Origin of the sequence: Amycolatopsis sp. SID8362, from assembly GCF_010550475.1 — a bacterium.
Classification (GTDB): Bacteria; Actinomycetota; Actinomycetes; order Mycobacteriales; family Pseudonocardiaceae; genus Amycolatopsis; species Amycolatopsis eburnea.
The window spans coordinates 1-23,774 of sequence record NZ_JAAGNB010001105.1; the positions used below are offsets into that span (position 1 = coordinate 1).

27 protein-coding genes and 2 pseudogenes are annotated in these 23,774 nt (G+C 66.4%); 23 read left to right on the top strand and 6 right to left on the bottom strand.

Annotated features, from left to right (window positions below; all coding sequences use genetic code 11):
* The first annotated feature begins 58 nt into the window (after positions 1–58).
* Entirely contained in the window at positions 59–700 is a 642-nt protein-coding gene (locus tag G3I65_RS34065) for a response regulator transcription factor (RefSeq protein ID WP_160699739.1), read from the top strand.
* A gap of 96 nt (positions 701–796) precedes the next feature.
* Complete coding sequence (locus tag G3I65_RS34070) at positions 797–1,045, top strand: hypothetical protein (RefSeq protein WP_160699740.1); 249 nt, start codon at positions 797–799, stop codon at positions 1,043–1,045.
* A gap of 330 nt (positions 1,046–1,375) precedes the next feature.
* Here the strand turns inward: G3I65_RS34070 and G3I65_RS34075 are convergent, their stop codons facing one another.
* Positions 1,376–2,116, bottom strand: coding sequence for a TetR/AcrR family transcriptional regulator (locus tag G3I65_RS34075; protein WP_160699741.1), 741 nt, complete (start codon positions 2,114–2,116; stop codon positions 1,376–1,378).
* Positions 2,117–2,217: 101 nt separating this feature from the next.
* On the opposite strand from G3I65_RS34075, the gene G3I65_RS34080 reads away from it, so the two are divergent.
* From G3I65_RS34080 to G3I65_RS34090, 3 genes and pseudogenes are all read left to right on the top strand, one after another.
* The gene (locus G3I65_RS34080; protein ID WP_160699742.1) at positions 2,218–2,811 is read left to right on the top strand and encodes a flavodoxin family protein; all 594 of its coding nucleotides are present in this window, start codon (positions 2,218–2,220) and stop codon (positions 2,809–2,811) included.
* 137 nt (positions 2,812–2,948) lie between these two features.
* Positions 2,949–4,043, top strand: coding sequence for an MFS transporter (locus tag G3I65_RS59160; protein WP_375336747.1), 1,095 nt, complete (start codon positions 2,949–2,951; stop codon positions 4,041–4,043).
* Positions 4,044–4,076: 33 nt separating this feature from the next.
* Positions 4,077–4,641 (top strand): annotated as a pseudogene (locus tag G3I65_RS34090) (acyl-CoA desaturase); the annotation flags it as partial.
* A gap of 184 nt (positions 4,642–4,825) precedes the next feature.
* On the opposite strand, the gene G3I65_RS34095 reads toward G3I65_RS34090, so the two are convergent.
* Positions 4,826–5,158, bottom strand: a complete 333-nt coding sequence (locus G3I65_RS34095) for a helix-turn-helix domain-containing protein (protein ID WP_160699744.1) — start codon at positions 5,156–5,158, stop codon at positions 4,826–4,828.
* 655 nt (positions 5,159–5,813) lie between these two features.
* On the opposite strand from G3I65_RS34095, the gene G3I65_RS34100 reads away from it, so the two are divergent.
* The 4 genes and pseudogenes from G3I65_RS34100 to G3I65_RS34115 all read left to right on the top strand — a co-directional run bounded on the left by G3I65_RS34100 (position 5,814) and on the right by G3I65_RS34115 (position 8,609).
* Positions 5,814–6,074 (top strand): hypothetical protein, encoded by a 261-nt coding sequence (locus tag G3I65_RS34100; RefSeq protein WP_160699745.1) that lies wholly within the window; start codon positions 5,814–5,816, stop codon positions 6,072–6,074.
* A 165-nt stretch (positions 6,075–6,239) separates the two neighbouring features.
* Positions 6,240–6,607 (top strand): annotated as a pseudogene (locus tag G3I65_RS34105) (FtsW/RodA/SpoVE family cell cycle protein); the annotation flags it as partial.
* A gap of 52 nt (positions 6,608–6,659) precedes the next feature.
* Positions 6,660–7,424, top strand: coding sequence for a polysaccharide deacetylase family protein (locus G3I65_RS34110; RefSeq protein WP_160699746.1), 765 nt, complete (start codon positions 6,660–6,662; stop codon positions 7,422–7,424).
* Positions 7,425–7,427: 3 nt separating this feature from the next.
* Entirely contained in the window at positions 7,428–8,609 is a 1,182-nt protein-coding gene (locus tag G3I65_RS34115; protein ID WP_160699747.1) for a hypothetical protein, read from the top strand.
* Here G3I65_RS34115 and G3I65_RS34120 read toward each other — a convergent pair.
* Positions 8,576–8,836: a hypothetical protein gene (locus G3I65_RS34120; protein WP_203612592.1), complete on the bottom strand. Its 261-nt coding sequence runs from the start codon at positions 8,834–8,836 to the stop codon at positions 8,576–8,578. The genes G3I65_RS34115 and G3I65_RS34120 overlap by 34 nt on opposite strands.
* A 271-nt stretch (positions 8,837–9,107) precedes the next feature.
* Here G3I65_RS34120 and G3I65_RS34125 point away from each other — a divergent pair, with 271 nt between their 5' ends.
* Positions 9,108–10,622 carry a GH25 family lysozyme gene (locus G3I65_RS34125; RefSeq protein WP_160699748.1) on the top strand — a complete coding sequence of 505 codons (1,515 nt, stop codon included), beginning with the start codon at positions 9,108–9,110 and terminating at the stop codon, positions 10,620–10,622.
* On the opposite strand, the gene G3I65_RS34130 is transcribed toward G3I65_RS34125, so the two are convergent.
* Complete coding sequence (locus G3I65_RS34130; protein ID WP_160699749.1) at positions 10,616–11,797, bottom strand: FAD-dependent monooxygenase; 1,182 nt, start codon at positions 11,795–11,797, stop codon at positions 10,616–10,618. The two genes, G3I65_RS34125 and G3I65_RS34130, sit on opposite strands and share 7 nt — an antisense overlap.
* Entirely contained in the window at positions 11,794–12,246 is a 453-nt protein-coding gene (locus tag G3I65_RS34135) for a GbsR/MarR family transcriptional regulator (protein ID WP_160699750.1), read from the bottom strand. The genes G3I65_RS34130 and G3I65_RS34135 overlap by 4 nt, the downstream gene beginning before the upstream one ends.
* A 392-nt stretch (positions 12,247–12,638) precedes the next feature.
* Between G3I65_RS34135 and G3I65_RS34140 the strand changes: the two genes are divergently transcribed.
* The 13 genes from G3I65_RS34140 to G3I65_RS34200 all read left to right on the top strand — a co-directional run bounded on the left by G3I65_RS34140 (position 12,639) and on the right by G3I65_RS34200 (position 23,466).
* A complete protein-coding gene (locus G3I65_RS34140; RefSeq protein ID WP_160699751.1) occupies positions 12,639–12,932 on the top strand; it encodes an MFS transporter in 294 nt (97 codons plus the stop codon).
* Positions 12,929–13,357, top strand: a complete 429-nt coding sequence (locus tag G3I65_RS34145; protein ID WP_160699752.1) for an MFS transporter — start codon at positions 12,929–12,931, stop codon at positions 13,355–13,357. Before G3I65_RS34140 ends, G3I65_RS34145 begins: the two co-directional genes overlap by 4 nt.
* Before the next feature lie 55 nt (positions 13,358–13,412).
* Complete coding sequence (locus tag G3I65_RS34150) at positions 13,413–14,270, top strand: polymorphic toxin-type HINT domain-containing protein (RefSeq protein WP_160699753.1); 858 nt, start codon at positions 13,413–13,415, stop codon at positions 14,268–14,270.
* Positions 14,271–14,280: 10 nt separating this feature from the next.
* A complete protein-coding gene (locus tag G3I65_RS34155) occupies positions 14,281–14,805 on the top strand; it encodes a hypothetical protein (RefSeq protein WP_160699754.1) in 525 nt (174 codons plus the stop codon).
* Between the two features lie 472 nt (positions 14,806–15,277).
* Positions 15,278–16,009, top strand: a complete 732-nt coding sequence (locus G3I65_RS34160) for a hypothetical protein (protein ID WP_160699755.1) — start codon at positions 15,278–15,280, stop codon at positions 16,007–16,009.
* A gap of 342 nt (positions 16,010–16,351) precedes the next feature.
* Positions 16,352–17,185 carry a polymorphic toxin-type HINT domain-containing protein gene (locus tag G3I65_RS34165; RefSeq protein ID WP_160699756.1) on the top strand — a complete coding sequence of 278 codons (834 nt, stop codon included), beginning with the start codon at positions 16,352–16,354 and terminating at the stop codon, positions 17,183–17,185.
* 79 nt (positions 17,186–17,264) lie between these two features.
* On the top strand, positions 17,265–18,020 hold the full coding sequence (locus G3I65_RS34170) for a hypothetical protein (protein WP_203612593.1): 756 nt from the start codon (positions 17,265–17,267) through the stop codon (positions 18,018–18,020).
* A 604-nt stretch (positions 18,021–18,624) separates the two neighbouring features.
* On the top strand, positions 18,625–19,173 hold the full coding sequence (locus G3I65_RS34175) for a hypothetical protein (RefSeq protein WP_160699757.1): 549 nt from the start codon (positions 18,625–18,627) through the stop codon (positions 19,171–19,173).
* An 18-nt stretch (positions 19,174–19,191) separates the two neighbouring features.
* Entirely contained in the window at positions 19,192–19,329 is a 138-nt protein-coding gene (locus G3I65_RS34180; RefSeq protein ID WP_160699758.1) for a hypothetical protein, read from the top strand.
* Positions 19,322–19,903: a hypothetical protein gene (locus G3I65_RS34185; RefSeq protein ID WP_160699759.1), complete on the top strand. Its 582-nt coding sequence runs from the start codon at positions 19,322–19,324 to the stop codon at positions 19,901–19,903. The genes G3I65_RS34180 and G3I65_RS34185 overlap by 8 nt, the downstream gene beginning before the upstream one ends.
* A 304-nt stretch (positions 19,904–20,207) precedes the next feature.
* The gene (locus G3I65_RS34190) at positions 20,208–20,648 is read left to right on the top strand and encodes a hypothetical protein (RefSeq protein WP_160699760.1); all 441 of its coding nucleotides are present in this window, start codon (positions 20,208–20,210) and stop codon (positions 20,646–20,648) included.
* A gap of 792 nt (positions 20,649–21,440) precedes the next feature.
* Complete coding sequence (locus G3I65_RS34195; RefSeq protein ID WP_166640930.1) at positions 21,441–21,893, top strand: hypothetical protein; 453 nt, start codon at positions 21,441–21,443, stop codon at positions 21,891–21,893.
* Positions 21,894–22,425: 532 nt separating this feature from the next.
* Complete coding sequence (locus tag G3I65_RS34200; protein WP_160699761.1) at positions 22,426–23,466, top strand: LLM class F420-dependent oxidoreductase; 1,041 nt, start codon at positions 22,426–22,428, stop codon at positions 23,464–23,466.
* Here the strand turns inward: G3I65_RS34200 and G3I65_RS34205 are convergent.
* On the bottom strand, positions 23,463–23,774 hold a 312-nt coding region (locus tag G3I65_RS34205), incomplete at its 5' end, for a class F sortase (protein WP_160699762.1). The genes G3I65_RS34200 and G3I65_RS34205 overlap by 4 nt on opposite strands.

Sequence of the window (23,774 nt, forward strand, 5' to 3'; positions counted from 1 at the left end):
GCGGGTCCCGCGCGGCACGTGCGTCCGGCTGGAGTTCACGGAGGCCGGGAGGTGAGCCATGGCCACGCTGGTCATCGGTGACGACCACCAGGTGTTCGCGGACGCGCTGGGTACCGTGCTCGGCCAGCAGGGCTTCACGGTGCTCGACATCGAGCTGACCCTCGGCGGGACCATCGCCGCGGTGGCCGCCCTGCGCCCGGACCTCTGCCTGATCGACCGCCACTTCGCCGACGGCGAGGGCACCCGCGCGGTCGCCCGCCTGCGCACGGCGGGCGAAGCGACCAAGGTGATCGTCCTGACGGCCGACCAGGACCCCGCGGGAATGGTGCTGGCGATGGCCGCCGGCGCCGTCGGGTACGTCCACAAGACCCGCGGGCTCGCGGCCCTGGTCTACGCGATCACGCGCGCCTATTCGGGCGACATCGTCGTCGCGCTCCCCGCCGACCCGGGGCCGCGATCGCGCCGCGACACCGACGCCGTCCGCCTGGCGTCGTTCCTGACCACCCGGGAGCGGCAGTGCCTGGCCCTGCTCGCCGAAGGCCTCGGCACGGCCGCGATGGCCCGCCGCCTGAACATTTCGGCCACCACGGTCCGCACCCACGTCCAGGCCGTGCTGAACAAGCTCGGCGTCCACTCACGCCTGGAGGCAGCCTCCCTCGCCGTCCGCCACGCGCTGGTGGAGGGCGTCATCGTCGGCTGAGTGACACAGCACACTCCGCCTTGTCGCGTCATGACCCGGTGGGCCGCGAGGTCGCCTCGGCGAGGCGTCGCGGACGTGGGTACGGAGAGGGATGCGATGAGCGAGAACATGGAGCCGCTGGTGACCGGGCACCGGGTGACGTACGTACCGGGCCCGCGCAACGCCGGCCGCCGCCGGCTGTGCCGTCGCGGCGTCGTGACCGGCGCCCCGGTCTTCGACGCCTACACCGACGTCACCTGGGTCCCCGTCCAGGTCGACGGCCGCGCGCGCGACACCGAGCCCGAGTGGGTCCGCGCCGACACGATCATCGACGTGGAGCACCGCCACCCCGCGACCGACCGCTGACCCGGCCCCCTCGGACATGTGACCACCGCCACCCGGCCGAGTGGCCTTCACCTGCTGAAATCTGGGGGCCGCACGGGGCAGCGAGCCGTGCTTTGCCGTACGCGGTCCGTGCGCTACCTGGGGGAGAAGGCGCCGGTCACCGCCGCCGGCAACACCTCGACCGTGACGGCCTACGACCAGTCGAGCCGTCCGGCGCAGGTCACCGCAAGGACGCGACCGGCGCGGTGCGGGTCAGGTCCTCGCCAGGCTGGCCGCTCGGGTCGCCACTTTCGCACCGGGCTATTCGCGACTGTCGAGGACGACGCGGAAGCGCGCGTTGCGGCGGGACAGTCAGGTAAGCGTTTTCAGCCACTCACGCAGCAGGGCGGCCTCGGCAGGGCTGAAGCCGGCGTCGACCATGGGGTCGGCGCCGTCGCCGTCGCCGAGAGCGGCCAGCAGCGCCAGGGACCGTTCGGCGATGGTCGTTCGGACATCGGTTACCGGTTCGGTGCTGATGATCGAGTCGATGACCGTGTCGCGCAGGGCGGTGAGCGGGGCTGGGTCGCGCTCACCCTCGGGCTGCGAGAGCAGCAACAGCACGGCGCCGGTGGTCGAAGCCTCGATGGCCCGGGCAGCCGACTCGACCGGAACGCGGAGCCGGCCCTGCTCTCGGGCGTGCTCGAGCAGGCGGCGCAGGATCTGGCCGTTCTCCTGGGCGGCGGCCGGGCGGCGGCCCGGGCGCAGGTTGCCGTACATCAGGGCGTAGAACTCGGGATTGCGCAGTCCGAACTCGACGTGGATGTTCCAGCCGCGGCGGATGTCGTCGATGGCGTCCTCGCTGGGTTCGAGCGCCCGCTTTTCGGCCAGGTAGCTTTCGAATCCGTAACTCACCAGTGCGTCGAGCAGGCCGTCCTTGTCCCCGAACAAGCGGTACAGCGCAGGTGTCTGCACCCCGGCGGCGGTCGCGACCGCCCGCGTCGAGATGGCGGCCGGCCCGTGCTCGGTCAGCAGTTCGGCCGCCGCCCTCAGGATCGTCTGCTGCTGGTCGCTTCGTTCCGCACCTGTCTCGGGAGGGGCAAGGTCGCTGCGCATATGTCGATGGTAACAAGAACCGGGTGACATTGACACTTACACTGGTACGCGCTTAGCGTTGACGGTGTCACCACAAACGCAGAGATCGGAAGAACAAGATCATGTCCAACCTCACCGTCGGCATCGCCTACACCTCCGGCTACGGACACACGCGCGAACTGGCCAACGCCGCCGCCCAGGGAGCCGGATCAGTACCCGGCACAGTCGTCGAGATGATCGACGTCGCCGCGATGACCGACGACGACTGGCGCACCCTCGACGGCTGCGACGCGATCATCTTCGGCAGCCCGACCTACATGGGCAGCGCCTCCGGCGCCTTCCACGCCTTCGCCGAAGCAACCTCCGCGCGATGGATGAGTCGCGCCTGGCAAGACAAGATCGCGGCCGGATTCACCAACTCCGGCTCGATGAGCGGGGACAAGCTGCACACCCTGCAGTATTTCTCGATGCTCGCCGCCCAGCACGGCATGCACTGGATCAGCCTCGGCCTGCTGCCCGGCTGGAACACCACCGCCGCCAGCGAGCACGACCACAACCGGCTCGGGTTCTACCTCGGGGCCGGCGCCCAAACCTGGAACGACCAAGGCCCCGAAGCCGTCCACGACGCCGACCTGTCCACCGCCCGCCACCTCGGGCGACGAGTGGCCACGCACACCCGCCGATTCGTGGCCACCGCCGAAGTCGCCGCCCTGTGATGAACACTTGTCACCAGACTCGTGCGACCCGGTACGTCGCCGCGGGCCCCTGAGGAGCGGAACGGCGTTGGCCGCTGTTCCCCGACGTGCTCGTCGAGCACGTTTGGTGCCGGGTGCACAACGCGGCGCGAATCGGGGTGCAGAGTGTCGTACCCAAGGGCGATCGCGATGCCGAAGTTGACGAACCCTCAGCGACGGGCGCGCGCTGCCGCCGCAGGTGTCGCCGTTGCCACGGTCGTGATCGGGAGCACGGCCCGCAGGCGCAGTGCGTCGTTCGGTCTTCAGGCCCCGCCCCGCCGGGCCCGGGCGGCACGCAAGGCCGCGACCTCGGTGGCTCCTGGTGTTGGTCAGCACACGAAGAGCCGCGGGTCGGTCTTTCTTGCCTATGGACTCCTGGCGGCGGCCAGCCAGGCGCTGTTCGTCAATTACGCGCCGGTGACCGGGACGCCGCACGGCACTTCGGCGTCTCCGTCGGCGCGATCGGTTGGCTGTCCCAGGTTTTCCCGCTGATCTACGTCCTTCTCGCGATCCCGGCGGGGATCGCGCTTGACCGGTTTCTCCGGCCTGCCCTGATAGCCGGCGCCGTTCTGACCGCCGCCGGGGCGTTCCTGCGGCTCGTCGAAGACAACTACACCTGGGCGTTCACCGGGCAGGTCGTCGCCGCGGTGGGACAGCCGTTGATCCTCAACGCGATACCGGGTCTCGCGGTGGGCTACCTGGCGGAAAAGAGCCGCACTGCCGGGATCGCCGCCGCGTCGTCCGCCACGTTCGGCGGGATGGTGCTGGGGGTACGTGCTCGGCGCGTTCTTACCCGGCGGGTCGTCAAGCGGGGCCGGTGCCGGCAGTTGCCCGCCGATGCGCGTAACGTGGAGGCTGCAGGTTCGCGCCGCGCTTTTCGACCCTGGGTCACGAGGAGCCTTGACGACGCTGTCCGACCTGCGACCAAGCCTCTGCCCGACGGCGGCTCGCCGACACCGACTCGACGCTGCCGTTCGGCGCTCATGCGTCACCACCGGCCGTGTTCACCTGCCCGGCCCCTTCCAAGGAGTTTCCCCATGTCACGCACACCCGTTCGTTCCCGCAGCGCCCGTGCCCCGGTCTCGCCGGTGCTGTTCAGCCATCCCGTCTCGCACGCCGCCGGACACCCGCTCTCCGACGCCGACCAACGCCGCAGCCGCAGCGTCCGGTTCTCCTCTTCCGCCACCGGAGCACCTGCGACGCCGCGCCGATGAACGCCGGCGGTGTACGGCAGGCTGCTCGCCGAAGTGCGTGAAGCCGGGCTGCTGCGCCGCCGCCACGGCTACTACGCGGCGGTGATCACCGCGAACCTGGCGGTGTTCGCCGGAGCATGGGTGGGGTTCGCGTTCCTGGGCGACACCTGGTGGCAGCGACTGGCGTTCGTCGGCCACGAGCAGATCTTCCGGACCCGGCGCTCCAACGACGCGGTCGGTGTCGTGCACGGTGGCCTGGTCGGGATGAGCTACCCGTGGTGGATCCACGGGCACAACCGGCACCACGCCAACCCCAACCACGAGGAGCACGACCTCGACATCCCGGCGCCGGCCTTCACCGGCCGGCAAGCACGCGCGAAACAGGGCTTCCTGCGCTGGATGGCCAAGAATCAGGCGTTCCTCTTCTTCCCCCTGCTCGCCCTCGAAGGACTCCGGTGAGACGAAGATGCGCCGCGGGGAAGGCGCCTTGCACCGGCAAGTGCCGACCTCACGCAACATCCGCGGCGGGAGGGTGATCGACTTCCTGCTCGGCGGGCTGAATCACCAGATCGAGCACCACCTGTTCCCGAACATGCCCCGTCCGCACCTGCGCCGCGCACCGCTGCGCGCCGCGGAGCGCGCCCGCGGTCTCTGACTGGACGGAAACCGTTCAGCGCGCGGAAACCAGACGCGGCGCACATCCGGCCTGCGGTCTCGGACAGCGTCACTCCGGCGAGATCAGAAGAACTTCTCCTCAGGCCGTGTGCGGGTGTACCGCCGGTGAGAGCGGCACACCCACGGTGTCAGTCGGCGCGCTGGGGACTGGAATTCTGTTGCCGGGCTTCGTGCAGCTGGTCTTCGAGCGACACGATGCGGCACGCCGCGTCGATGGCGGTGCCCTGGTCGACCAGTTCCCGCACTCGCGCGGCGATCCGCAACTGGTGGCGGGAGTAACGGCGGTGCCCGCCGGCGGACCGCTGCGGGGTGATCAGCCCGGCTTCGTCGAGACTGCGCAGGAACCCTTGCGTGGTGCCGAGCATGTCGGCGGCCCGCCCCATGGTGTAGGCGGGATAGTGCTCATCGTCGAACTTGTCGGCCGCGCTGGGCGTGGCCGGTCCTTGTTGGTCAGGAATCATTCCACCTCCGCATCACAAAGGACCCCGGGCGCCACTGCGGCACCCGGGGTCCTCAAGGGTAGGGATCTTCACCATTGCCAACCGGCGCGACCGCCGGTGTTCTGCACCCGCGTCCAGCCGGAAACCGGCCTGCGCGGGGATCGCTTACTCGTGACCGAGCACCACCTCCGAACTCGATGGGACTGCGGCACCCGCGCGGCGCTACCGAGCCGCTGCGGGCGATCCAATGATGCTCCCGTTCCCTTCTCTCCGATACTTCCCACTTACTCGGTACTGCACTTTCACTTGCTGCGAGCGTCACTGCCGGAACCCTTCCACTGATCGGTCCCAGCACGCTGACGCCGCTGGTCACTGCCCGGAGCCCCGTTCACTGATCGGCTCCGGGCACCTGACCGGTCCTGCTCACTGCACTTGCACCAAACAACTACTGCTGATCTTCACTGCCACCGCAGAACCGGTACTACCTCATCGAACTCGTCACACTCCGGCCCTGCGGTACTGCTCGCGGGTAGTTGCGTCCTCTCCCGCGCCTGCTTGACGTTGTCTCTCTTGCTACGAGAAGAAGACTACACACACCCGCCGCCCAATGTCTACTCCAGTCAGCATAGATTTTCTGGCGGAGTCGGCAGGGGTACCGAATGGGAGGGTGCGGGCGATGAGCGACGAGGTCATGCAGGATCCGCTCGGCGAGCGCTACGGCCTGGCCGGGGTGCGTAACCTCGACGAGTACGCCGAGGCCCTGACCCGGCTGGTCGAGCGGGGCCGGCGGGAACGGTGCGTGGCGGTGGTCTCGGAGGCCGAGGCCTACGCCGCGGCGGAGCTGCTCGGGCAATTCGCGCAGCTGGACCCGCACTCGACGATCAATCAGCTGGCCGCGTCCCTGGCCAGCCGGATCTATCGCCGACTCGGTGCCTGAGCAGCGACGTCCCGGCCCGTTGCGCCGGACGACGACCAGCTCACGGTGACCGGGACCGGCTGGCGGCGGCGGCCGAACTCGCCCAGCGAATACTCGCGAACCAGATCGCTCTCGCTCAGGCGGAGGGCATCCCCACCAGTGACCGCTGGATGCTTCGACACCGGGGTGGAAAACGACTTCATCTTCGCCTTCGTCGGCGAGGAACTCGGTTTTGTCGGTTGTGTCGCGGTGATCACGCTCTACGCGGGCGTGGCGGTGGTCGGCACGCGGATCGCGCGCCGCAACCTCGATCCGTGGATCCGTGGATCCGGATCGTCGCCGGCACGCTCACCCTGCTCGTGGTCGCCCAGGCGGCGATCAACATCGGCTACGTCGTCGGGCTGCTGCCGGTCACCGGCGTCACGTTGCCGCTGATTTCCTACGGCGGCTCGTCGTTGCTCGTCACGATGGCGATCTTCGGGCTGCTGGCCAACTCCGCCCGCAACGAGCCCCAGGCCGTGGCCGCGCTGCGCCGGTCGCCCCGAATTCGGTGAACAAGCCCGGCTTCTCAGCGTCCTCACAGCGGTTGTCCTGGAGGGTACTGCGGTGACCGGTCCGAGCGATCCGCTGACCAGGCGCCGCGTGCTGGGCCTGGCGCTCGGCGCCGCGACTTTGACGGCGTGCTCGCCGCCGAGCGCGCCCACCACCGCTTCTCCGACGTCAAGTACGTCGACGCCACCCAGCGTCTCGGCGACGCCATCTCAGGCCCACGGTCCGGCTGCCGAGCTGGTCCGGTCCGAATCCGGCCGTCCCCAGGTGGCGTTGACGTTCCACGGTGCCGGCGATCCCGAGGTGACCCGCCGGGTGCTCGACGTCGTGCGGCAGCACGACGCCCGGATCACCGTGCTGGCGGTCGGCACCTGGCTCGCCGCGCACCCGGACGCCGCGCGCATGGTCCGCGACGGCGGTCACGAGCTGGGCAACCACACTTGGAGCCACCCGGCGCTCTCGGGATTCGCGCCGGCGCCGATGTACGCCGAGATCCAGCGGTGCCGCGACAAGCTCGCCGAGCTGACCGGCTTGCCGGGGAGCTTCTTCCGGCAGTCGCAGGGACAGCACGCCACCCACGAGGAACTCGTCGAAGCGGGCAAGGCCGGCTACGCGAAGGTGCTGTCCTACGACGTCGATTCGCTGGACTGGAAGGATCCCGGGCCGGCCGCCATCCGGGCCGCGGTCGCGAAGGCCCGGGCCGGAAGCGTGGTGAGCATGCACCTGGGGCACCCCGGGACGGTCGCCGCGCTGCCGGGGATCCTGAGCGACCTCCTCGGCCGGGGCCTCACCCCGGTCACCGCCTCCGAGCTGCTGGGATAGCCGATGCGCCGCCGCTCGACGGTCGTGGCCGCCATGCTTCTCCTCGTCGCCGGGTGCACGCCGGGAAACCCGCACGGCGACACCATGCCCGGCATGAGCACGGCCGGCCTTCCCGCCGCCCCCACTCCGCCCCCGCCCGCGCTCCACCCGCTGCCCGGCATGCCCGCGATCGGCGACCCGCACAACGTGGACGCCGCGGCCGGGCCGGGCCTGCTCTCGCCCGCGGTCGCCGGGGACAAGCCGCTCGTCTACGTGCCGCACAGCAAGTCCGGGGACGTGTGGGTGATCGACCCCCACACCTACCAGGTGGTCGCGAAGTACCCGGTGGGCAAGGAACTGCAGCACGTCGTCCCGTCGTGGGACCTGCGCACCCTGTACGCCACCGACGACCGCGGCTACCACGTGCTGCCGTTCGACCCGCGAACCGGGCAGCCGGGACAGGCGATACCCGTCGTCGACCCGTACAACATGTACTTCACGCCGGACGGGCGGTACGCGATCTCGGTGGCCGAGCGGCTGCGCAAGCTGGTCTGGTACGACCCGCACACGTGGCAGGTCCACGACGAGACCGCGGCGCCCGAGTGCGGGGGCATCGACCACGCGGACTTCTCCGCCGACGGGCGCACGGCCGTGTTCACCTGCGAGTTCGCCGGCCGGGTCGCGGTGGTCGACATCGCCACTCACCACCTGCTGCGGACGATCGACATGCCGCACCGCAACGTCCGCATGGGACCGCAGGACATCAAGCTCGCCCCGGACGGATCCGTCTACTACATCGCCGACTCCGACGCCAACGGCCTGTGGGTGCTCGACGGCGCCGCGACGCACGTGCTCCGCTTCATCCCGACCGGCCGCGGGGCGCACGGGCTGTACCTGTCCCGCGACGCGAAACAGCTCTACGTCACCAATCGGCACGAGGGCAGCGTGAGCGTGCTCGACGCCTACACCGGCCGGCCGGAGACCGTGTGGCGCCTGCCTGGCGGCGGTAGCCCGGACATGGGGAACGTCACCGCGGACGGTACCCAGCTGTGGCTGTCCGGCCGGTACGACGGGGTGGTCTACGTGCTGTCCACAAAGGATGGTTCGCTGATCCGGAAGATCCCGGTCGGGGCGGAGCCGCACGGTCTGTGCGTGTGGCCGCAGCCCGGCCGCTACTCACTCGGCCACACGGGTATCACCCGCTGATCATCGAGTGGTCCCGTGGCCGGATAGAACCAGAGCGCGAACCACGCCCATCGCTCGCGGCGCCGGAACGGCACCACGGCGAGCAGGGCGCCGAACAGGCCCAGCCCGGCCGAGGCGAGTCCGTCCGCGCGGTACAGCAACGCATCGCCAGCCGGTGGAGCGATCCCGAGACTCACTGCCGCCGGGCTGATCCAGTCGGCCCGCAACACGAGCTGTTCTCGCCGCATCCACCGAACCTACGCCGCCGCCGACCAAAGAACGAGCATCGCGGGATCGCACGCACTTCGGCATCATTGTGGCGTCGGGTGGCGGGCGAGCTGAGTGGCGATGATCTGCCGCCGTGAATGTGTCACGAAATCGCGTGAATGAGCAACTGTGCGGGATTCCGAATTCAGGGTTGCGCACTGCTGCGATGTCATCCGCCGCCTTCCCGGATGGCGTGGGACCGGTTACCGTGTCGCGGGGCCGGCCGGTCTTCGCGGTATCTGGGAGGTGCGTATGGACAGCGTTCGCCGTCGGAGCTGGTTCGCCCCGGTTTGTCTCGTTGCCGCGTTGGCCGGTGGCGTCGGGCAACCGGCGTCGGCCGCCGCGGTGCCACCGTCCACACCGGCCTCGACAGGGGCCGCGATCACGCACCCCGACGCGGATTTCCTGGGCTCCACCATCCGCGCCCACGAGCCGCCCGGCTCGGCGCGGGTCGCGAAACCGCAGGCCCAGGCTCTGGCCGCGGGCGGTCAGGTGGCGGGATTCGACGTCAGCCACTGGCAGTCCACCGTCGACTGGCAGCGGGCCTGGAACGCGGGCGCGCGGTTCGCCTACATCAAGGCGACCGAGGGCACGACGTACGTCGACCCGAGCTTCGGTTCCTTTTACACCGATTCGTACAACGCGGGGTATTCGCGCGGTGCGTACCACTTCGGACTGCCCAACGCGTCGACCGGTGCGACGCAGGCGAACTACTTCCTCGCGCACGGCGGCCGCTGGTCGCCGGACGGCCGCACGCTGCCGCCCGTGCTCGACATCGAGTACAACCCGTATGGCGCAACGTGTTACGGCTTGACGCAGGCCCAGATGGTCGGGTGGATCACCGATTTCGCGAACACCGTCCGCAATGCCACCGGCCGATCGCCGGTGATCTACACGACGACGGGCTGGTGGACGACCTGTACCGGCAACAGCCGGTCCCTCGGCGCGGACAGGCCGCTGTGGATCGCCCGGTTCAGCACCGCGCCGGGGACGCTGCCCGCGGGGTGGACCTTTTACACGTTCTGGCAGTCCGCGGACACCGGGGTCTACCCCGGCGATCAGGACAGCTTCAACGGCTCGCCCAGCCAGCTCGCGGACTTGACCTATGGTGGCCCGGACGCGATCGCCGCGCACTACAACGCGATCGGCGGAGCATCCTCCTACCTGGGTAACCCGGTCGGGGGTGAATATCCGATCGCCGGCGGGCGCGCCGAGAACTATCAGGGCGGCATCATCTATTACTCACCGGCGACGGGCGCCTGGGCGGTGCACGGCTCCATTCTCGGGAAATACCGGCAATGCGGCGGCCCCGGCGGTTTCCTCGGTTTCCCGGTGACCGACGAGGTCGGCACGCCGGACGGGGTGGGCCGGTTCAACCATTTTTCGAAGAGTGCGTCGATCTACTGGACTCCGGGCACGGGTGCGTGGTCGGTGCACGGGTCGATTCGTGATCGGTGGACGGCGCTGGGGTGGGAGAGGGGGCCGATGGGCTATCCGGTCACGGATGAGGTGGGCACGCCGGATGGGGTGGGCCGGTTCAACCATTTTTCGAAGAGTGCGTCGATCTACTGGACTCCGGGCACGGGTGCGTGGTCCGTGCACGGCGCGATCCGCGACCGCTGGGCCGCGCTCGGCTGGGAACGTGGCCGCCTGGGATACCCGGTGAGTGACGAATTCGCCATCACGGGCGGCCGTCGCGGCAACTTCCGCGGCGGCTACATCACCTACGACTTCGCGACGGGTGCCACGCAGGTCGTTTACTACTGACAGCGATCGCCTTGCCCGATCACCGGCGGGGTCCAGGTCCACAAGCGGGCCGCCTTGCGTGCGGCGACGCCGCCGCCGGCAAGCCGGGTGAGGCCGGCCGCCAGCCCGTACACGACCGGGCTGGTGGACAGGCTGACCGCCGGATCCTGCCGGGCCAGCTGCCGCACCCGCTGGCTGCGAGGGCGGCGCGACCGGTCGAAGCGGGCGAGCGCCGTGGGGACGTCGCTGTCCCCGGCGAGTTCGGCGGCGAGGACGGCGGCGTCCTCGAGCGCCTGGCACGCGCCTTGGGCGAGGAACGGCGTCATGGCGTGGGCGGCGTCGCCGAGCACGGCCACCCGGCCCTCGACGTAGGCGGGCAGCGGCTCCAGATCGAAGATGTCGTGGCACAGCACCGATTCCGGCCGGGTCGCGGCCAGGAGAGCGGGGATCGGCTGGTGCCAGCCGCCGACCCGGCGACGTACTTCGGCGACGTCGTCGTCGTAGCGAAGTCCCGGTTCCGGCCGGCGGACCGTGAGGAACCAGAACACCCGCCGGCCGGCCACCGGATGCGCGCCGAACCGCGCGCCGCGGCCCCAGGTCTGAAACCCTTCGACCGGCCACACCGAACCGGGTTCGGTCACCCCGCGCCAGCAGAGAATGCGCTGGAACACCGGAGCCGGCGAGTGCGGCCACACCGAGCGGCGCACCGCGCTGTGGATCCCGTCCGCTCCCACCAGGACGTCGGCGGTGGCTTGCCGCGTCCCGCCGGGAGTCCGGTAGGCGACGGTGACGCCGGCAGCGGATTGCTCGACGCCGGTGACCTCCGCGCCGGTGCGCACCCAGCCGCCCGGCAGCCTGGCCAGCAGCGCGCGATGCAGGTCGGCGCGGTGATTGGCCAGCAGGGTGGTGTCGCGTCCCTCCCGGAACCGCATCAGGTACCGGCCGTGGGGAGTGCGCAGGGTCGCGCCGGCCCGTGTCGGCACCGAGATGGCCCGCAGGTCGTCGCCGACCCCCAGTGCGTCCGCCGCGCGCAGGGCGTTCGGCGCGAACGACCACCCGGCGCCGGCCTCCCGGGACACCGCCTGCCGCTCGAGAACCGTCACCGTCCACCCGGCTCGTCGCAGCCCGATCGCCGCGGCGAGCCCGCCGATGCCGCCTCCGGCGACGATCGCCGACCGCCCCTGGGGCGTGGTCATCGACGGTCCTCGCTCAGGCGCTTGGCCATCCAGTCGTAGACGTCGTGTGCCGCTCGCAACCGGTTGGCACGCGGGCTGTCGGCGCCGGCCAGGCTCATCCCCTCGGCCGCGACGTCCCGGAACGCGGTCAGGCTGGTCACGCGCCGGCGCACCACGGTCTCCCAGGCGTCGTCGACCATGCGGAAGTAGTGCGTACGTTCGCCGGGTTTCGTCCGGCGCCGCACGAAACCACCATCGACGAGCACCCGCATGTTCGTGGCCAGCGACGCCCGGCTGGCCCCGATCGCGGCGCCGATCTCGTCGGCCGACTGCTCGGCGGGCTCGCAGATCATCAACCACCCGAGGACGCGGCCCGCGATCGGCGGCACCCCGTACTCGGCGGTACAGAACATCGCCACCCGCTCGACCCACTCGAGCACCTGCTCGTGCCGAGGATCCGACTTGGTCATCCGCTCCTCGTTTCAGGTTAGTCTAGTTGTTTCAGTATCAACTGAAACAACTAGACGGCGCAAGCGTCAGGGGCCGGCCGACAACCCGGCGCACCGCGTCAAGTTCGTGGAGCGGTTCCTCGAACCCGGGTTTGCCGCCGAGTACCCGGACGTCGCCGACGCACCCCAGAAGCTGTTGCACACCGTCGCCGGGGAAACGCCCCAAGTGCGGTGTCGGATCGGGACTGCGGCGCGGAGCGCCGCCGGCGAAGCACGGGTCCGACCTCGGCGTCGGCGGGGGCCGTGTCAGGGAACCTCCTGACAGGAGGTCCAACGCCGCCGCGGGGTGGAGGTGGGCGGATCTGCCACCGTCGGATCGCGGGAGAGACCGGTCGGGACGGAAGGGATCCGCAATGGTGGACATCGTCGAGGCGCCGGCGGCCACGCGCCGGTCGTTCTGGCGGCTCTGGTGGTCGGCGCTGGTGTCCGGGGTCGGCGACGGCATCCGGATCGGCGCCCTGCCGCTGCTGGCGGCCGCGCTGACCCGCGAACCGGTCGCGGTCGCCGTCGTGACGCTGGCGGGCGGGCTGCCGTGGCTGGTCGCGGGGCCGTTCACCGGCGCGCTGACCGATCGGTGGCCGGACCGGCGCCGCGTGCTGTGGCTGACCGACGTCGTCAGCGCGGTCGCCGTCGGGTGTTCGCCGTGACCGTGGCGGCCGGGGCGGCGTCCATCGCCATGCTGGCGGTCGTCAACTTCCTGCTCGGCACGGTGCAGACGCTGCGCGACAACGCCGCGCTGGCGATCGTGCCCGAGCTCGTCGAGCGGGAGAAGCTCGAAACGGCCAACAGCCGGGTGCAGGCCGCCCAGCTCATCACCATGGAGCTGATCGGCCCGCCGCTGGGCGCGGTGCTGTTCTCGCTGCCCGCGGGCAGCCCGTTCTTCGCCGACTCGCTGTCCTTCGTCGTTTCGGCCGTGGCCGTGTTCGGGATCGCCGCGGTGGCGCGCAAGAGCGCCGCATCGGCGCCGTTCGGTGAGCGGGGCGTTGTCGGCGGCGGGGTCGGGTGCGCTGGTCGGTGGTGTGGGTGGTGCTGCGTTCGGGGCGTTGGGTGGTCTTCGGGCTCGGGGTCGTAGTTCGGCGGAACAGCCGGAGGGGTGCCACAGCTTCCTCGCTTCTACGAAGGTCTTGTTGGCGGATGGTTCGTCGAAGCCGATCTCGTCCGTTCGCATCGGTGACCGGCTGGCCAACTCGCAGCCCGGCAAGGCGGGTATGGAGGCGCATCCGGTCGATCGGGTGATCGTGACCCAGACGGACCACGATTTCGTGGATCTGAAGGTAAAGCCGAGCCGGGTTCGTCGTGCGGCGGGCCGGGTGGCGGCGGGACTCGCAGTTGCCGCGGCAGTGGTTACCGGCAGCGCGGCGACGGCGTCGGCTGCTCCGGCGTCGTTGACAACGACGTATCACCACCCGTTCTACGACGTCACACGTGGTGAGTTCGCCGAGGCGGTGGATCTCCACGTGGGCGACCGTCTGCAGACGGCCGATGGTGGCGAGGCGACGGTGGAGGAGGTGACGCCGTATCACTCGACGGAGGTCACCTACGACCTGACGATCGACGAACTGCACACGTACTATGTGTATACCGGTGACACACCGGTTTTGGTCCACAACTGCGGCGGTGAGCTTCCAGGGCACAGGGAAGTGTGTGAATGTGCGAACGGTGCCAAGCCTGCGATGATCCGAGGCCCCAAGCCGGCAGGCACCGGGCCGCACAACCTCAAGATTGCCGAAGTCGCCGAGCAAGTGACGGACGGCGAGGTGATCGCGGGTGGTGGTATGTTGCCGGAACAAGGGTTCTCGACGCCCGGTGGATTCAAAGGTTCGCGTCGTCCCGATATTCTCGTTGAGAGGGAGGACGGTACTCAGTACGGGATCAACGTCGGGAAGCAGTCAATGCGGACCGGTGCCCCCATCAAGCGTGAGGCTGAAGCCGTATCGGATCTTGAAGGAATTGGCATGGAGATGCATTTCGTGCCTTACAACTAGTGAGATTCCTGTGAAATTTACTTTCTATTTCCACGCGGTTGGCGAGGAAATCGCCGCGTTGGCCGGAGAGTGGGCGGCCGAGTTGGGTGCGTCGTTGGTCGCGGAGAGGTTATTTCCTGGTCATGAGGCCTGTCTGATGGATGTGAATGAGGCAGGTCGGGTCATTCGCGATGATACTACGGTAAACCGAATTTCGCTGGTTCCCGCTAGGGTTGAATTGAAGGCTGATTCGGCTTTGGATTTTGCCAAGAAGAACCCTGGATCCCTCTTTATTCTTCTTGGCCGGCAGCACGATTCGCAGCTCAAGGAAACTGTCGTATCTGGGATGGCAGACGACGCGGCCGTTGTGCGAAAATGGAAAAATATTCGCGACCGTGCCAGGCGCTCGATGGTCAAAATTTCGAGGGTTGAGAACACTGTGACGGGCACCTCTGTCGAAGTAAAGGGTCATTACTGCACCCATGAAGTCAAAAGGCTTGCCGACTCCGGCCTTTTGCTTGTGGGGGGAACCGAGTGGACAAGATATACACTCTGATCTCCAGGTTCTTAGGAATTGACAGATTGGAAGCCTGGCAACTGCCGTCGCTGGCCCGGTCGTCATCGGCAGGATATGCAGGTGTACCTATGATCGACTGGTGCAAGAAGGACACATCGCAACTCGAGTGACCGGCGAGGGCCTGCTTGAGGAGACCATTTTCGGGCCGGGAGTCCTTCCTTATCTGAAGGTGTTGACCCACTTCCCTTTGTAAGCTGTGTACTTGGACGGATGACAGGGGACAACGATGAACTTTGACTGGGAGGGCTCGACGTCCACGAGGGTCAGCGTTGTCTCCTGGCCGTCCTCGGAGGCCCTCGGAGAAGGCCGCGAACGGGCGAAGTGGGATCTCCGGACGCTTGACGAAGTTCCTTCGCAGGAGTTGGCGAAAGGGCTCGGATCGCTGGCCTTACCGGGCTCTGCGAACGCTATGCAGGTCAAATTGGAGTTATCGCGGCCGGGGATCGTGAGGATGATCTGCGACTACGACAGTTCGCTGCCGGAGCCGATGCGCATCGAGGCCGCTTCCGTGCACTGGCGTTTGATCGATGAGCGGGTCGCCAGGCTGTGGCTGATCGGCTCCGTTCCGCGGGTCCGGTACCCGGCGTTCATGCGGCAGAGGCGCGACCTCGTCCGGGCTCTTCCAGTTGGTCTTCAGTTGAGTTGGTTGGCCTTGTCCCTGGTGCGCCTTGAGCCGTTGGCGGCTGCGCTGGCAGGGAAAAAGAGCGATTCTCAGCGCCTGGCCGGACTGATCTCAACCGAGACGGCTGAGCGTGATGTTCTGCGCGCCATCGCGAACGCTATTTCCGGCATCGAACGCCATGGTGGCTGCGACCGTGCCCGAAAGGGAATTTCCGCGTTGCCAGGGAAGGCTGATTTGGCCGCGTTTCTTCTGGAGTTGGGCGAGGTACTCGCTGATGCGCTCGAAAGGAAGGATGTCAATTCCCTCGCGGGCTGTAGCGAGCGAGTGTTCGACGCCCTGTACCTGGTCGACACTGAATACAGTTATCAGGTGGAAAGCGGCCTTTCCAAGCTGGAGGACCGTTCGTGGTGGCGGGATGCTCGCAAGCTCGCGGACGAGGGCGCCGACGCTCTCGCCGAGGCTGCTACGGAGGCAATTTCGTGCGCTGAGCGTGTGCGGTCAACCTGTATCGACGTCGACGTCAGAGGTCAGTTTCTGGATCTCGGAAACGGACATCGGTAAGCGTTGGCCTGGCGAACCCGGCGCCCGGTAGGCCGGGTCGGTCGAGGGACGGTTATCGTGCGGCCGACGATTGTGCTGTTGAGCGACCCGGATACGCGCCGGGAGATCGAGGATCGGTTCGGACGCGCTGAGCGGTGTGCTGCCGGAGATGGCGACGCAGGGTCTGGTGCCCTGGCCGGTGGTGTGGGTGGTGCTGCGTTCGGGGCGTTGGGTGGTCTTCGGGCTCGGGGTCGTAGTTCGGCGGAACAGCCGGAGGGGTGCCACAGCTTCCTCGCTTCTACGAAGGTCTTGTTGGCGGATGGTTCGTCGAAGCCGATCTCTTCGCTGAAGGTGGGGGAGCGGGTGGAGAACTCGCAGCCGGGTAAGGCGGGGTTGGAGGCGCATCCGATCGACCGGGTGATCGTGACGGAGTCGGACCACGACTTTGTGGACCTGAAGGTGAAGCCGAACCGGGTTCGCCGTGCGGCGAGCCGGGTGGTGGCGGGTCTGGCGGTGGCAGCGGCCGTGGTGACGGGTGGCGCCGCGACGGCGTCGGCTGCTCCCGCGACGCTGACCACGACGTTCCATCACCCGTTCTACGACGTGACCCGCGGCGCGTTCGTGGAGGCAGTGAACCTGCAGGTCGGCGACCGTCTGCAGACGCCCGACGGTGGCGAGGCGACGGTCGAGCGGGTGACGCCGTATCACTCGACGGAGGTCACCTACGACCTCACGATCGACCAGTTGCACACGTACTATGTGGCGGCTGGCGAGACCCCGGTCCTCGTCCACAATTGCGATCCTTACGTGTGGAAGGCAGGCCGGCCAGGTGTCGACAACACCCCTCAGGGGCAGCTTCCCACACATGCAGGGATCAAGCCCGGAGAACCGCTGGCCGAAGGGGACATCACTACGTGGTCAGGACGGACGGATCGCTTCGAGCGATGCACGACGTGGGCACTTGACCCCGGTGCGGGACATACCAGTTTGTCCGAGGGCGAGCCTGTGCACATGGCTGGCACCTTCGACGTTGACGCGTCTGGCAACATCACAAGTTTCGACAATTTTTCCGGGCACTATCAGCCTAGTGAGATGCCCGGATATCGCCCGTTGGAAGACATTGCGCGAGATGCATTCGCGGGACACGGGCTACCGGCTCCTCAAGCTGATGCCTGGTCCCCCTACTTCTTCAAGTAGCAGGTCATGAGTATTCGAAGTAGCCACCGGGGTGGCGGGCTTCGAGATGAAAGAATGAAAGTGCAATGAGTGGCACCAGGTGCGCAAGATGAATAAATATCCTTCCTTTGGTGTGCTGCTGGGGCGCGTGGCAGATCGGCAGGGGCTCGGCTTGGATGATTTGTCCGAGCAGTTGGGGCTATTAGCGATGGAACTGAAGTCGGTTCTTTGCGGGGCCGTGCCGGGCTCCTTGTTTCTGAAGCGGCTCGCTCCTGTGCTTGATCTGCATGCCGCTGATCTTTTCGCGATCGCGCAGGTAGCGATGCCGGATGAACTGGCTCCCTTGGATATGGCGGTGGGACAGTTTATTCCACGACTTGTGGAGTGCGCCCTGCTCTTGACGCCGGAGCGGAGAGAGCGGTTGCGGCAATATGCCCGGTCCCTTCCGCAGTTCAGTCGCCCGCAGTCAAGCGAAGCTCCTCGGGTGCATAAACAGTATGTACCCGGTCCTGGTGCGGTGCTGATGCGCATGCTTGCCAATCGAACCCTCAATTGGACGTCTTCGGCAAAGGTGCTTTCCCGGCTGGGAGGTGTGCATCTTGCCGCATCATCGATCGGAGCGCTCGGGCGCGGTCGTAAGGAGCTGACTCCCGATTTGATGGCGCCGTTTTCTTCTGTACTGGGCATACGGACGGATATCTTGGCTATCCTGCTTTCTGTTGAACTACCGGATTCGACGGTTCCATTGACTCCGCAAGTTGATGTGTCTGAGCTGATTTGGGATGTTCGGCGTCTCGTTGGTGATCAGGTGCGGCGGATCATCGAGGAGGCGGAATACTTGATATCGGAAGCTTGACTGTAAATTGCAAGGATAGGCGCAGTGTTCAGTTCGTGAAATTCCTTTCTCATGGGTTATCCGGTGCTCAGCCAGGCGGGCATTGACCATTTCTGCGGAAACGAAATCGACATTATTGCGAATCCGAAGGAGGTGTACCACTCGTCCGGTTCCGGTAGACGAGTCTTTTTCTGTCAAGGGCCTTCGCGCTCCTCGTCGGCCGCTGGCGCGCACTCCGCCACATCACCACCAGCCCCCGCAGGATCGGCACCCTCGAACAGCAAGCGTCCGGCAACGGTTACCGCTGGGTACAATGTGGAGACTGGTCAGTATGCTGCGGGTGGAAGTTTAAGGGGGGCATGCGCTGAAATGTGCGTTGTTGCTCAGCTTGGCGGTGACGCGAGTAGGATTCGCCCTACCTCGGCGGTTCGACCTCGGACTGGCGATTCAGTTGATATTTGCATGGTTTGTGAGGCTAGATACGGAAGATCGGCTTTTGTGCCGCAAGGGACAAAATTCCTGTCAGATTTTTTGCTCGTTTCTACTAGGAAGAGTTCTTGGCCGCGAGTGTTGGGGTGGAGTTCAAAGTGATCAGGTACCGTCTGACTGGCTGGTAAGGTTGAGCATGGAAATTGAACTGGCAAGGCATAACTGGGCCGGTTTGCGCAGCTTTGCGGACTCGGCCACTTTGCCGGACGCTGTACGAGCGCTTGTGGCGGCGAACGACACGGAGTCGGCAAAGGCGGCGTACTGGCGAATCGACAACGTGGCATTACTCGACGGCTGCCTTACCGAGGCTGCGACAGCTGTCGCAGCCTCGGTAGTCCAGGCGCTTTCTCGGCTGTCTGAGCCGTCTCTTGCTTATGCGCTCGAACTTCTTGCTCAGATATCTGGTGGGTATGTTCATAAACCTTCGGAACAAGGTTTGGGACCAGTCAGTGTGGAAGAGTGTGTGCATGAAGTGTCACTTGCTTTTCCGTTTTTTTGCGAACTGCTAGAGGTGTCCGGAGTTTCGCAAATTTGTGCATCGTGTGTAGATTTGATCACGTCGTGTGGTCGCTATGAGCGAACGCTGACTGAACGGGCGAGGTATGTCCTGTCAGGCGCGCTTGACTTGCCTGGGCTGCAATCGCACCGTGAGCTGATTTTGGATTCTCTTCGTGATCTGAGTTAACTTCGTCTGCTGTGTTGGGTGTTGGACGGCTTCCCGGTGCATATCACAAATCAGAGTGGTCATTTCATGCCGGGTGCCGAGACGCTACCGATCGGTGAACAAGCTTTTACGCAGGCGGGTATTGACCATTTTTCTACTGTGTTTGAGGGTGAATGAGATCAGTTCTGAGGAGTTGCCTTCGGCGTGGTCTCTTGGCTCTTTCGAGTCGGTGGACGAAGTGGCGAGTTTGCTGGAGCGAAAAGACGTCCTAGGTGCCGGGAAAGCCTGGTGGCTGACGCTGGTTTCGTTGTGCACGACTGGTCTAGCCGCTGCGGAAGTCGGTGCTGTGGATGCGCGTGAATGGTCGGAGGCTCTGGTTCGAGCGCTGGACATCGCTGAAAACAGCGGTGTTCTGGATGTAGTAGACGTGCTTCATCGACGAATGATGGCGCATGTTGCTGCAATGAGATACTTTGGCACGCGGAAGGGTGATCCAGTTCGAGATCCGGAACTGGTACTGGCTTGGTTCGCCTCGCACTTCGACGGCAGCGTCGACGTTCTCGAAGAAGAGCTGCGGCGCGCTGCCGCTTCGCGTGGTTGTCCGCCACGTGAAGGTCTGGAGTGGAGCATGAAGTTTCTGTCCAGTGTGAAAACGGCGCTCAAGTCCGTTGGTGAACTGGTGGATCTGCTGGAAACTGAATCGCAAAAGTCGTTGGCAAAGAAGTGGTGTAAAGTAGTGGTTCCTATTTGACGTGGTTGACGGCGACGGCGGTGGTGCAACGTGGCGTCCTACGGCAAGGGTCGCTCGAAGGCGCACAACCGCTCGGTGGGCGGTCTGGGCAGCCGGGTCTGTCCAGACCCACGTTCCATCACCCGTTCTACGACGTGACCCGCGGCGCGTTCGTCGAGGCGGTGAACCTGCAGGCCGGCGACCGTCTGCGGGACGGCGACGGCGGCGAGGCGACGGTCTATGGGGTGGCATATCCTATCTTCTTGGGGGAATGATGCCGACTTCGCTAAAGATTATGCTCAAGCGTCCTACGACCATTGCTTCAATGGTGCCTGCGGTCCCGTCGGATCTGGAGTTCGAATCTGTAGTCATGGATCTGTGTGTGGTACTTGATGATAGTGACTGCGTTTTTGAGATTGGCGGGTTTGGCCAGTCTGAATGGCCAGTCGATGTCCGATATGATCTCTCGACATTCATGGAACAGCTGCCCGAGGCTTTGGAGCGAATCAGGTCTGGGTTTCCGGCGGAGATTGACCTCTATGGTCAAGGGATTGAGAGAAGCTTGAGATTCGAGGTGGATGGCGATTTCGTGAACGTCTCTTGCGTGTCGCGCACAAATTGGATTCCAGATCCAGATATTGAAACTATTGACCTCTCGAAGTTGCTCGCCATGTTGGAATCGATTTCTGTCGAGTTCGCCGAGTCGCTGCGGCTTATTTGGCCACGGGCTGCTGCCGTTGCTCCATTTGTAAATTGGCTTCGATAGGAACAATCGACAACCCGGGGCGATTGACTTCGCGGTGTTCCAAGACCTGCGAACGCCCGCGTTGGGTGTGAATATAAAGCCATATCGGATCTTGAAGGAATTGGCATGGAGATGCACTTCGCGCCTTGCGGCTAGCGAGATTCCTGTGAGAATTTACTTTTTATTTCTATGTGGTTAGGGAGGGAATAGTCGCGTTGACCGGAGAGTGGGCGGCCGAGTTGGGTGTGTCGTTGGTCGCGGAGAGTTCTTTCCCGGCCATGACGTCTGCCTGCTGGATGTGAACGGGCGGGTCGGGTCATTCGCGACGATACGACGGTAAGCCGAATTTCGCTGGTTCCCGCTGAGGTTGAATTGAGACTGATTCGGCTTTTGACTTTGCCAAGAAGAACCCTGGATCCGCACTTGTTCGTGGATTCTGAACGCACATGCTGATCACCTGCGATGATCGATATCGCCGAGTTTCGACCGCATTATGGCGTTACTCTTGATCAAGTCTGGCCGCTACTCGACGCCTCTTCAGATCGTTGCCCTCAGCTTCGCGCTGGGCTCTCCACCTGTCGCATGCCTCGCTGCGGGGCCACCACGTTGTCAGTCGCTGGGTGGCCGACAGCAGCGTGGACGTTGAACAGGTTCTCGCATCGGCGGTTGGCGAACGTGGTGTTCGTTAACAATCGATAAGCGGCATGACAGGACGTGGGCCGCTGACAGTCGCGCTCGCCCAGCGAGTAGACGAAGAGCTACCAGTCGAGGTCGGCACGCTGTGGAAGGTGCCGCTTCGGCATAATCGGTGTCATGCCTTTGTTCGACTACTTCCGCGCATCCGGGGCCGACGCCGTGCGGCGGGTGATGGATGCCGGTGGTGGGCGCAGTCCGGTGGGTAACGTGTTCGACGGGATCGACGCGAAGGGCGTCGATCCGGGAGTCGTGCTGGGCATGATGATCGCGGCGATCCAGCAGGTGCCCTGGAACTCGGATCTGGTGACCGACCGTCTTGCTTGGCCGGCGGGTCGGGAGCAGGACCCTGACTACGAGGGTCCCTGGGTCTCTGAGCTGAGCACTTCGGTTCGTGATGTGCTGGCCCGAGCCGGCGATGTGCCTCGCGTGGCGCGCGAGTGGGCACAAATCGAAGAGCTCGGTGGCAACGTCGATGTCGCGGACGCAGAAGCGTTCATCGAGTCCATGATCGGGCTCGCGCGGCGGGCTCGGGAAGCCGAGGAGCTCATGTTCTGCTGGATGAGCCTCTGATCGCCTGAATGGTGGCACGTACACGGCCTGTCCATCTGCTGCCTGGCATGCCGGACGTGGATACGCGGTCAGCGGCACGACAGGGTCCGCCCCATTGGGCGCGGTCCTGGTGACCCCGTCGGCCGCTGCAGCTCCGGCGACGACGTTTTCCACTCCGAGCGCGGCGGCGGGATCCCGGCGTGGGTGTGGATCCTCATCGCCGGCACACCGGTCGGGCAGCCTGGTCTTCGCCGACGTGAGGGACGGGCGGTCGTCGAGCGTCCAGCCCAAGGTGTCGACGATGGACTGGTCGAAGACGCGGCCCGACCGGTCGATGGGAGCGATCGCGTAGGTCCAGGCTGCTTCGGTCGGTGGCGGGACGACCTGACGTCGGAGGGATCAGGGCGGGCACCACCTGCTCGGGCATGTGACCACCGCCACCCGGCCGAGTGGCCTTCACCTGCTGAGATCAGGGGGGCTGACCCAGCGCAGGGAGCCGTCCCGGGGTATCCCGTAGGATCCGACTAAGCGCTTGCTCACAATGGAGGTGGACATGCGGATCGGGACCGCGATCAACTACGCCGGAGGCTTCGCCGACAGCGTCGCGGACATCGTCGAGCTGGAGAAGGTGGGGCTCGACGTCGCCTTCGTGCCGGAGGCGTATTCGTTCGACGCCGTCAGCCAGCTCGGCTACCTCGCGGCCAAGACCGAACGCGTCCAGCTGGCGTCCGGGATCTTCCAGATCTACACGCGCACGCCGACGCTCACGGCGATGACCGCGGCCGGGCTCGACTTCGTCTCCGACGGGCGGTTCATCCTGGGGCTCGGCGCGTCCGGGCCGCAGGTCATCGAGGGTTTTCACGGCGTGAAGTACGACGCGCCGCTCGGGCGTACCCGCGAGATCGTCGAGGTGTGCCGGCAGGTGTGGCGCCGTGAGCGCGTGGTGCACGAGGGCAAGCACTATACGATCCCGCTGCCGCCGGAGCAGGGGACCGGGCTCGGCAAGCCGCTGAAGCTGATCAACCACCCCGTGCGCGAGCGCATCCCGGTGCTGCTGGCCTCGCTCGGCCCGAAGAACGTCGCGCTCACCGCGGAAATCGCCGAAGGCTGGCAGCCGATCTTCTTCCACCCGGAGAAGGCGGCCGACGCCTGGGGCGCGGCGCTGGCCGAGGGCAAGGCGAAGCGCGCTCCGGAGCTGGGCGAGCTGGACACGTACGTGTCGGTGGCCCTCGCCATCGGCGACGACGTCGAGCCGCTGCTCGACCACCTGCGCCCGATCCTCGCGCTGTACATCGGCGGCATGGGCGCGCGTGGCAAGAACTTCTACAACGACCTCGCGCGCCGCTACGGCTACGAGGCCGAGGCGAAGCTGATCCAGGACCTCTACCTCGACGGCAAGAAGGAAGAAGCGGCGGCGGCCGTCCCCCTCGAGCTGCTGCGCGCGATCTCCCTGGTCGGCCCGGCGGGCTACGTGAAGGAACGCCTGGCGGCCTTCAAGGAAGCCGGCGCGACGACGATGGTGGTGAACCCCCTCCTGCCGGGCCGCGAGGCCCGCGTGGCGGCGGTTTCCCAGCTGCGCGACCTGATCGGCTAGGAACTCGGGGGAGCGGGGGTCGCGTACACCGCGACCCGCGCTCCGCTGAAACCCGCGCCGTCGTACACGCCGTCGCTGGTGATCAGGCGCAGCTGCGGCCCGGCGCCCTCGGGGGCGACCAGCGTGGCGTCCGGCTCGTTCGACGGGAACAGCGCCGTCCGCACGACCGCGAAGCGGGACTCGTGCCCGTCGAAGTCGCGGACCGTGATCGACGCTCCCGGGCGGAGGGCCGACAGCCGGGCGAACGCGCCGGCCGAGTAGCCGAAGCCGGCGTGGCCGGACAGCACCGCGACGCCGGGCGCGCCCGG

What these genes read in the sequence shown, in the direction of transcription:
- G3I65_RS34160 (WP_160699755.1), top strand. Translation starts at nt 15,278, where the DNA reads ATGATCTGCGACTACGACAGTTCGCTGCCGGAGCCGATGCGCATCGAG.
- G3I65_RS34070 (WP_160699740.1), top strand. Translation starts at nt 797, where the DNA reads ATGAGCGAGAACATGGAGCCGCTGGTGACCGGGCACCGGGTGACGTAC.
- G3I65_RS34080 (WP_160699742.1), top strand. Translation starts at nt 2,218, where the DNA reads ATGTCCAACCTCACCGTCGGCATCGCCTACACCTCCGGCTACGGACAC.
- G3I65_RS34200 (WP_160699761.1), top strand. Translation starts at nt 22,426, where the DNA reads ATGCGGATCGGGACCGCGATCAACTACGCCGGAGGCTTCGCCGACAGC.
- G3I65_RS34100 (WP_160699745.1), top strand. Translation starts at nt 5,814, where the DNA reads ATGAGCGACGAGGTCATGCAGGATCCGCTCGGCGAGCGCTACGGCCTG.
- G3I65_RS34195 (WP_166640930.1), top strand. Translation starts at nt 21,441, where the DNA reads ATGCCTTTGTTCGACTACTTCCGCGCATCCGGGGCCGACGCCGTGCGG.
- G3I65_RS34120 (WP_203612592.1), bottom strand. Translation starts at nt 8,836, where the DNA reads ATGCGGCGAGAACAGCTCGTGTTGCGGGCCGACTGGATCAGCCCGGCG.
- G3I65_RS34075 (WP_160699741.1), bottom strand. Translation starts at nt 2,116, where the DNA reads ATGCGCAGCGACCTTGCCCCTCCCGAGACAGGTGCGGAACGAAGCGAC.
- G3I65_RS34065 (WP_160699739.1), top strand. Translation starts at nt 59, where the DNA reads ATGGCCACGCTGGTCATCGGTGACGACCACCAGGTGTTCGCGGACGCG.
- G3I65_RS34125 (WP_160699748.1), top strand. Translation starts at nt 9,108, where the DNA reads ATGGACAGCGTTCGCCGTCGGAGCTGGTTCGCCCCGGTTTGTCTCGTT.
- G3I65_RS34175 (WP_160699757.1), top strand. Translation starts at nt 18,625, where the DNA reads ATGGAAATTGAACTGGCAAGGCATAACTGGGCCGGTTTGCGCAGCTTT.
- G3I65_RS34135 (WP_160699750.1), bottom strand. Translation starts at nt 12,246, where the DNA reads ATGACCAAGTCGGATCCTCGGCACGAGCAGGTGCTCGAGTGGGTCGAG.
- G3I65_RS34115 (WP_160699747.1), top strand. Translation starts at nt 7,428, where the DNA reads ATGCGCCGCCGCTCGACGGTCGTGGCCGCCATGCTTCTCCTCGTCGCC.
- G3I65_RS34140 (WP_160699751.1), top strand. Translation starts at nt 12,639, where the DNA reads ATGGTGGACATCGTCGAGGCGCCGGCGGCCACGCGCCGGTCGTTCTGG.
- G3I65_RS34095 (WP_160699744.1), bottom strand. Translation starts at nt 5,158, where the DNA reads ATGATTCCTGACCAACAAGGACCGGCCACGCCCAGCGCGGCCGACAAG.
- G3I65_RS34130 (WP_160699749.1), bottom strand. Translation starts at nt 11,797, where the DNA reads ATGACCACGCCCCAGGGGCGGTCGGCGATCGTCGCCGGAGGCGGCATC.
- G3I65_RS34190 (WP_160699760.1), top strand. Translation starts at nt 20,208, where the DNA reads ATGGTGCCTGCGGTCCCGTCGGATCTGGAGTTCGAATCTGTAGTCATG.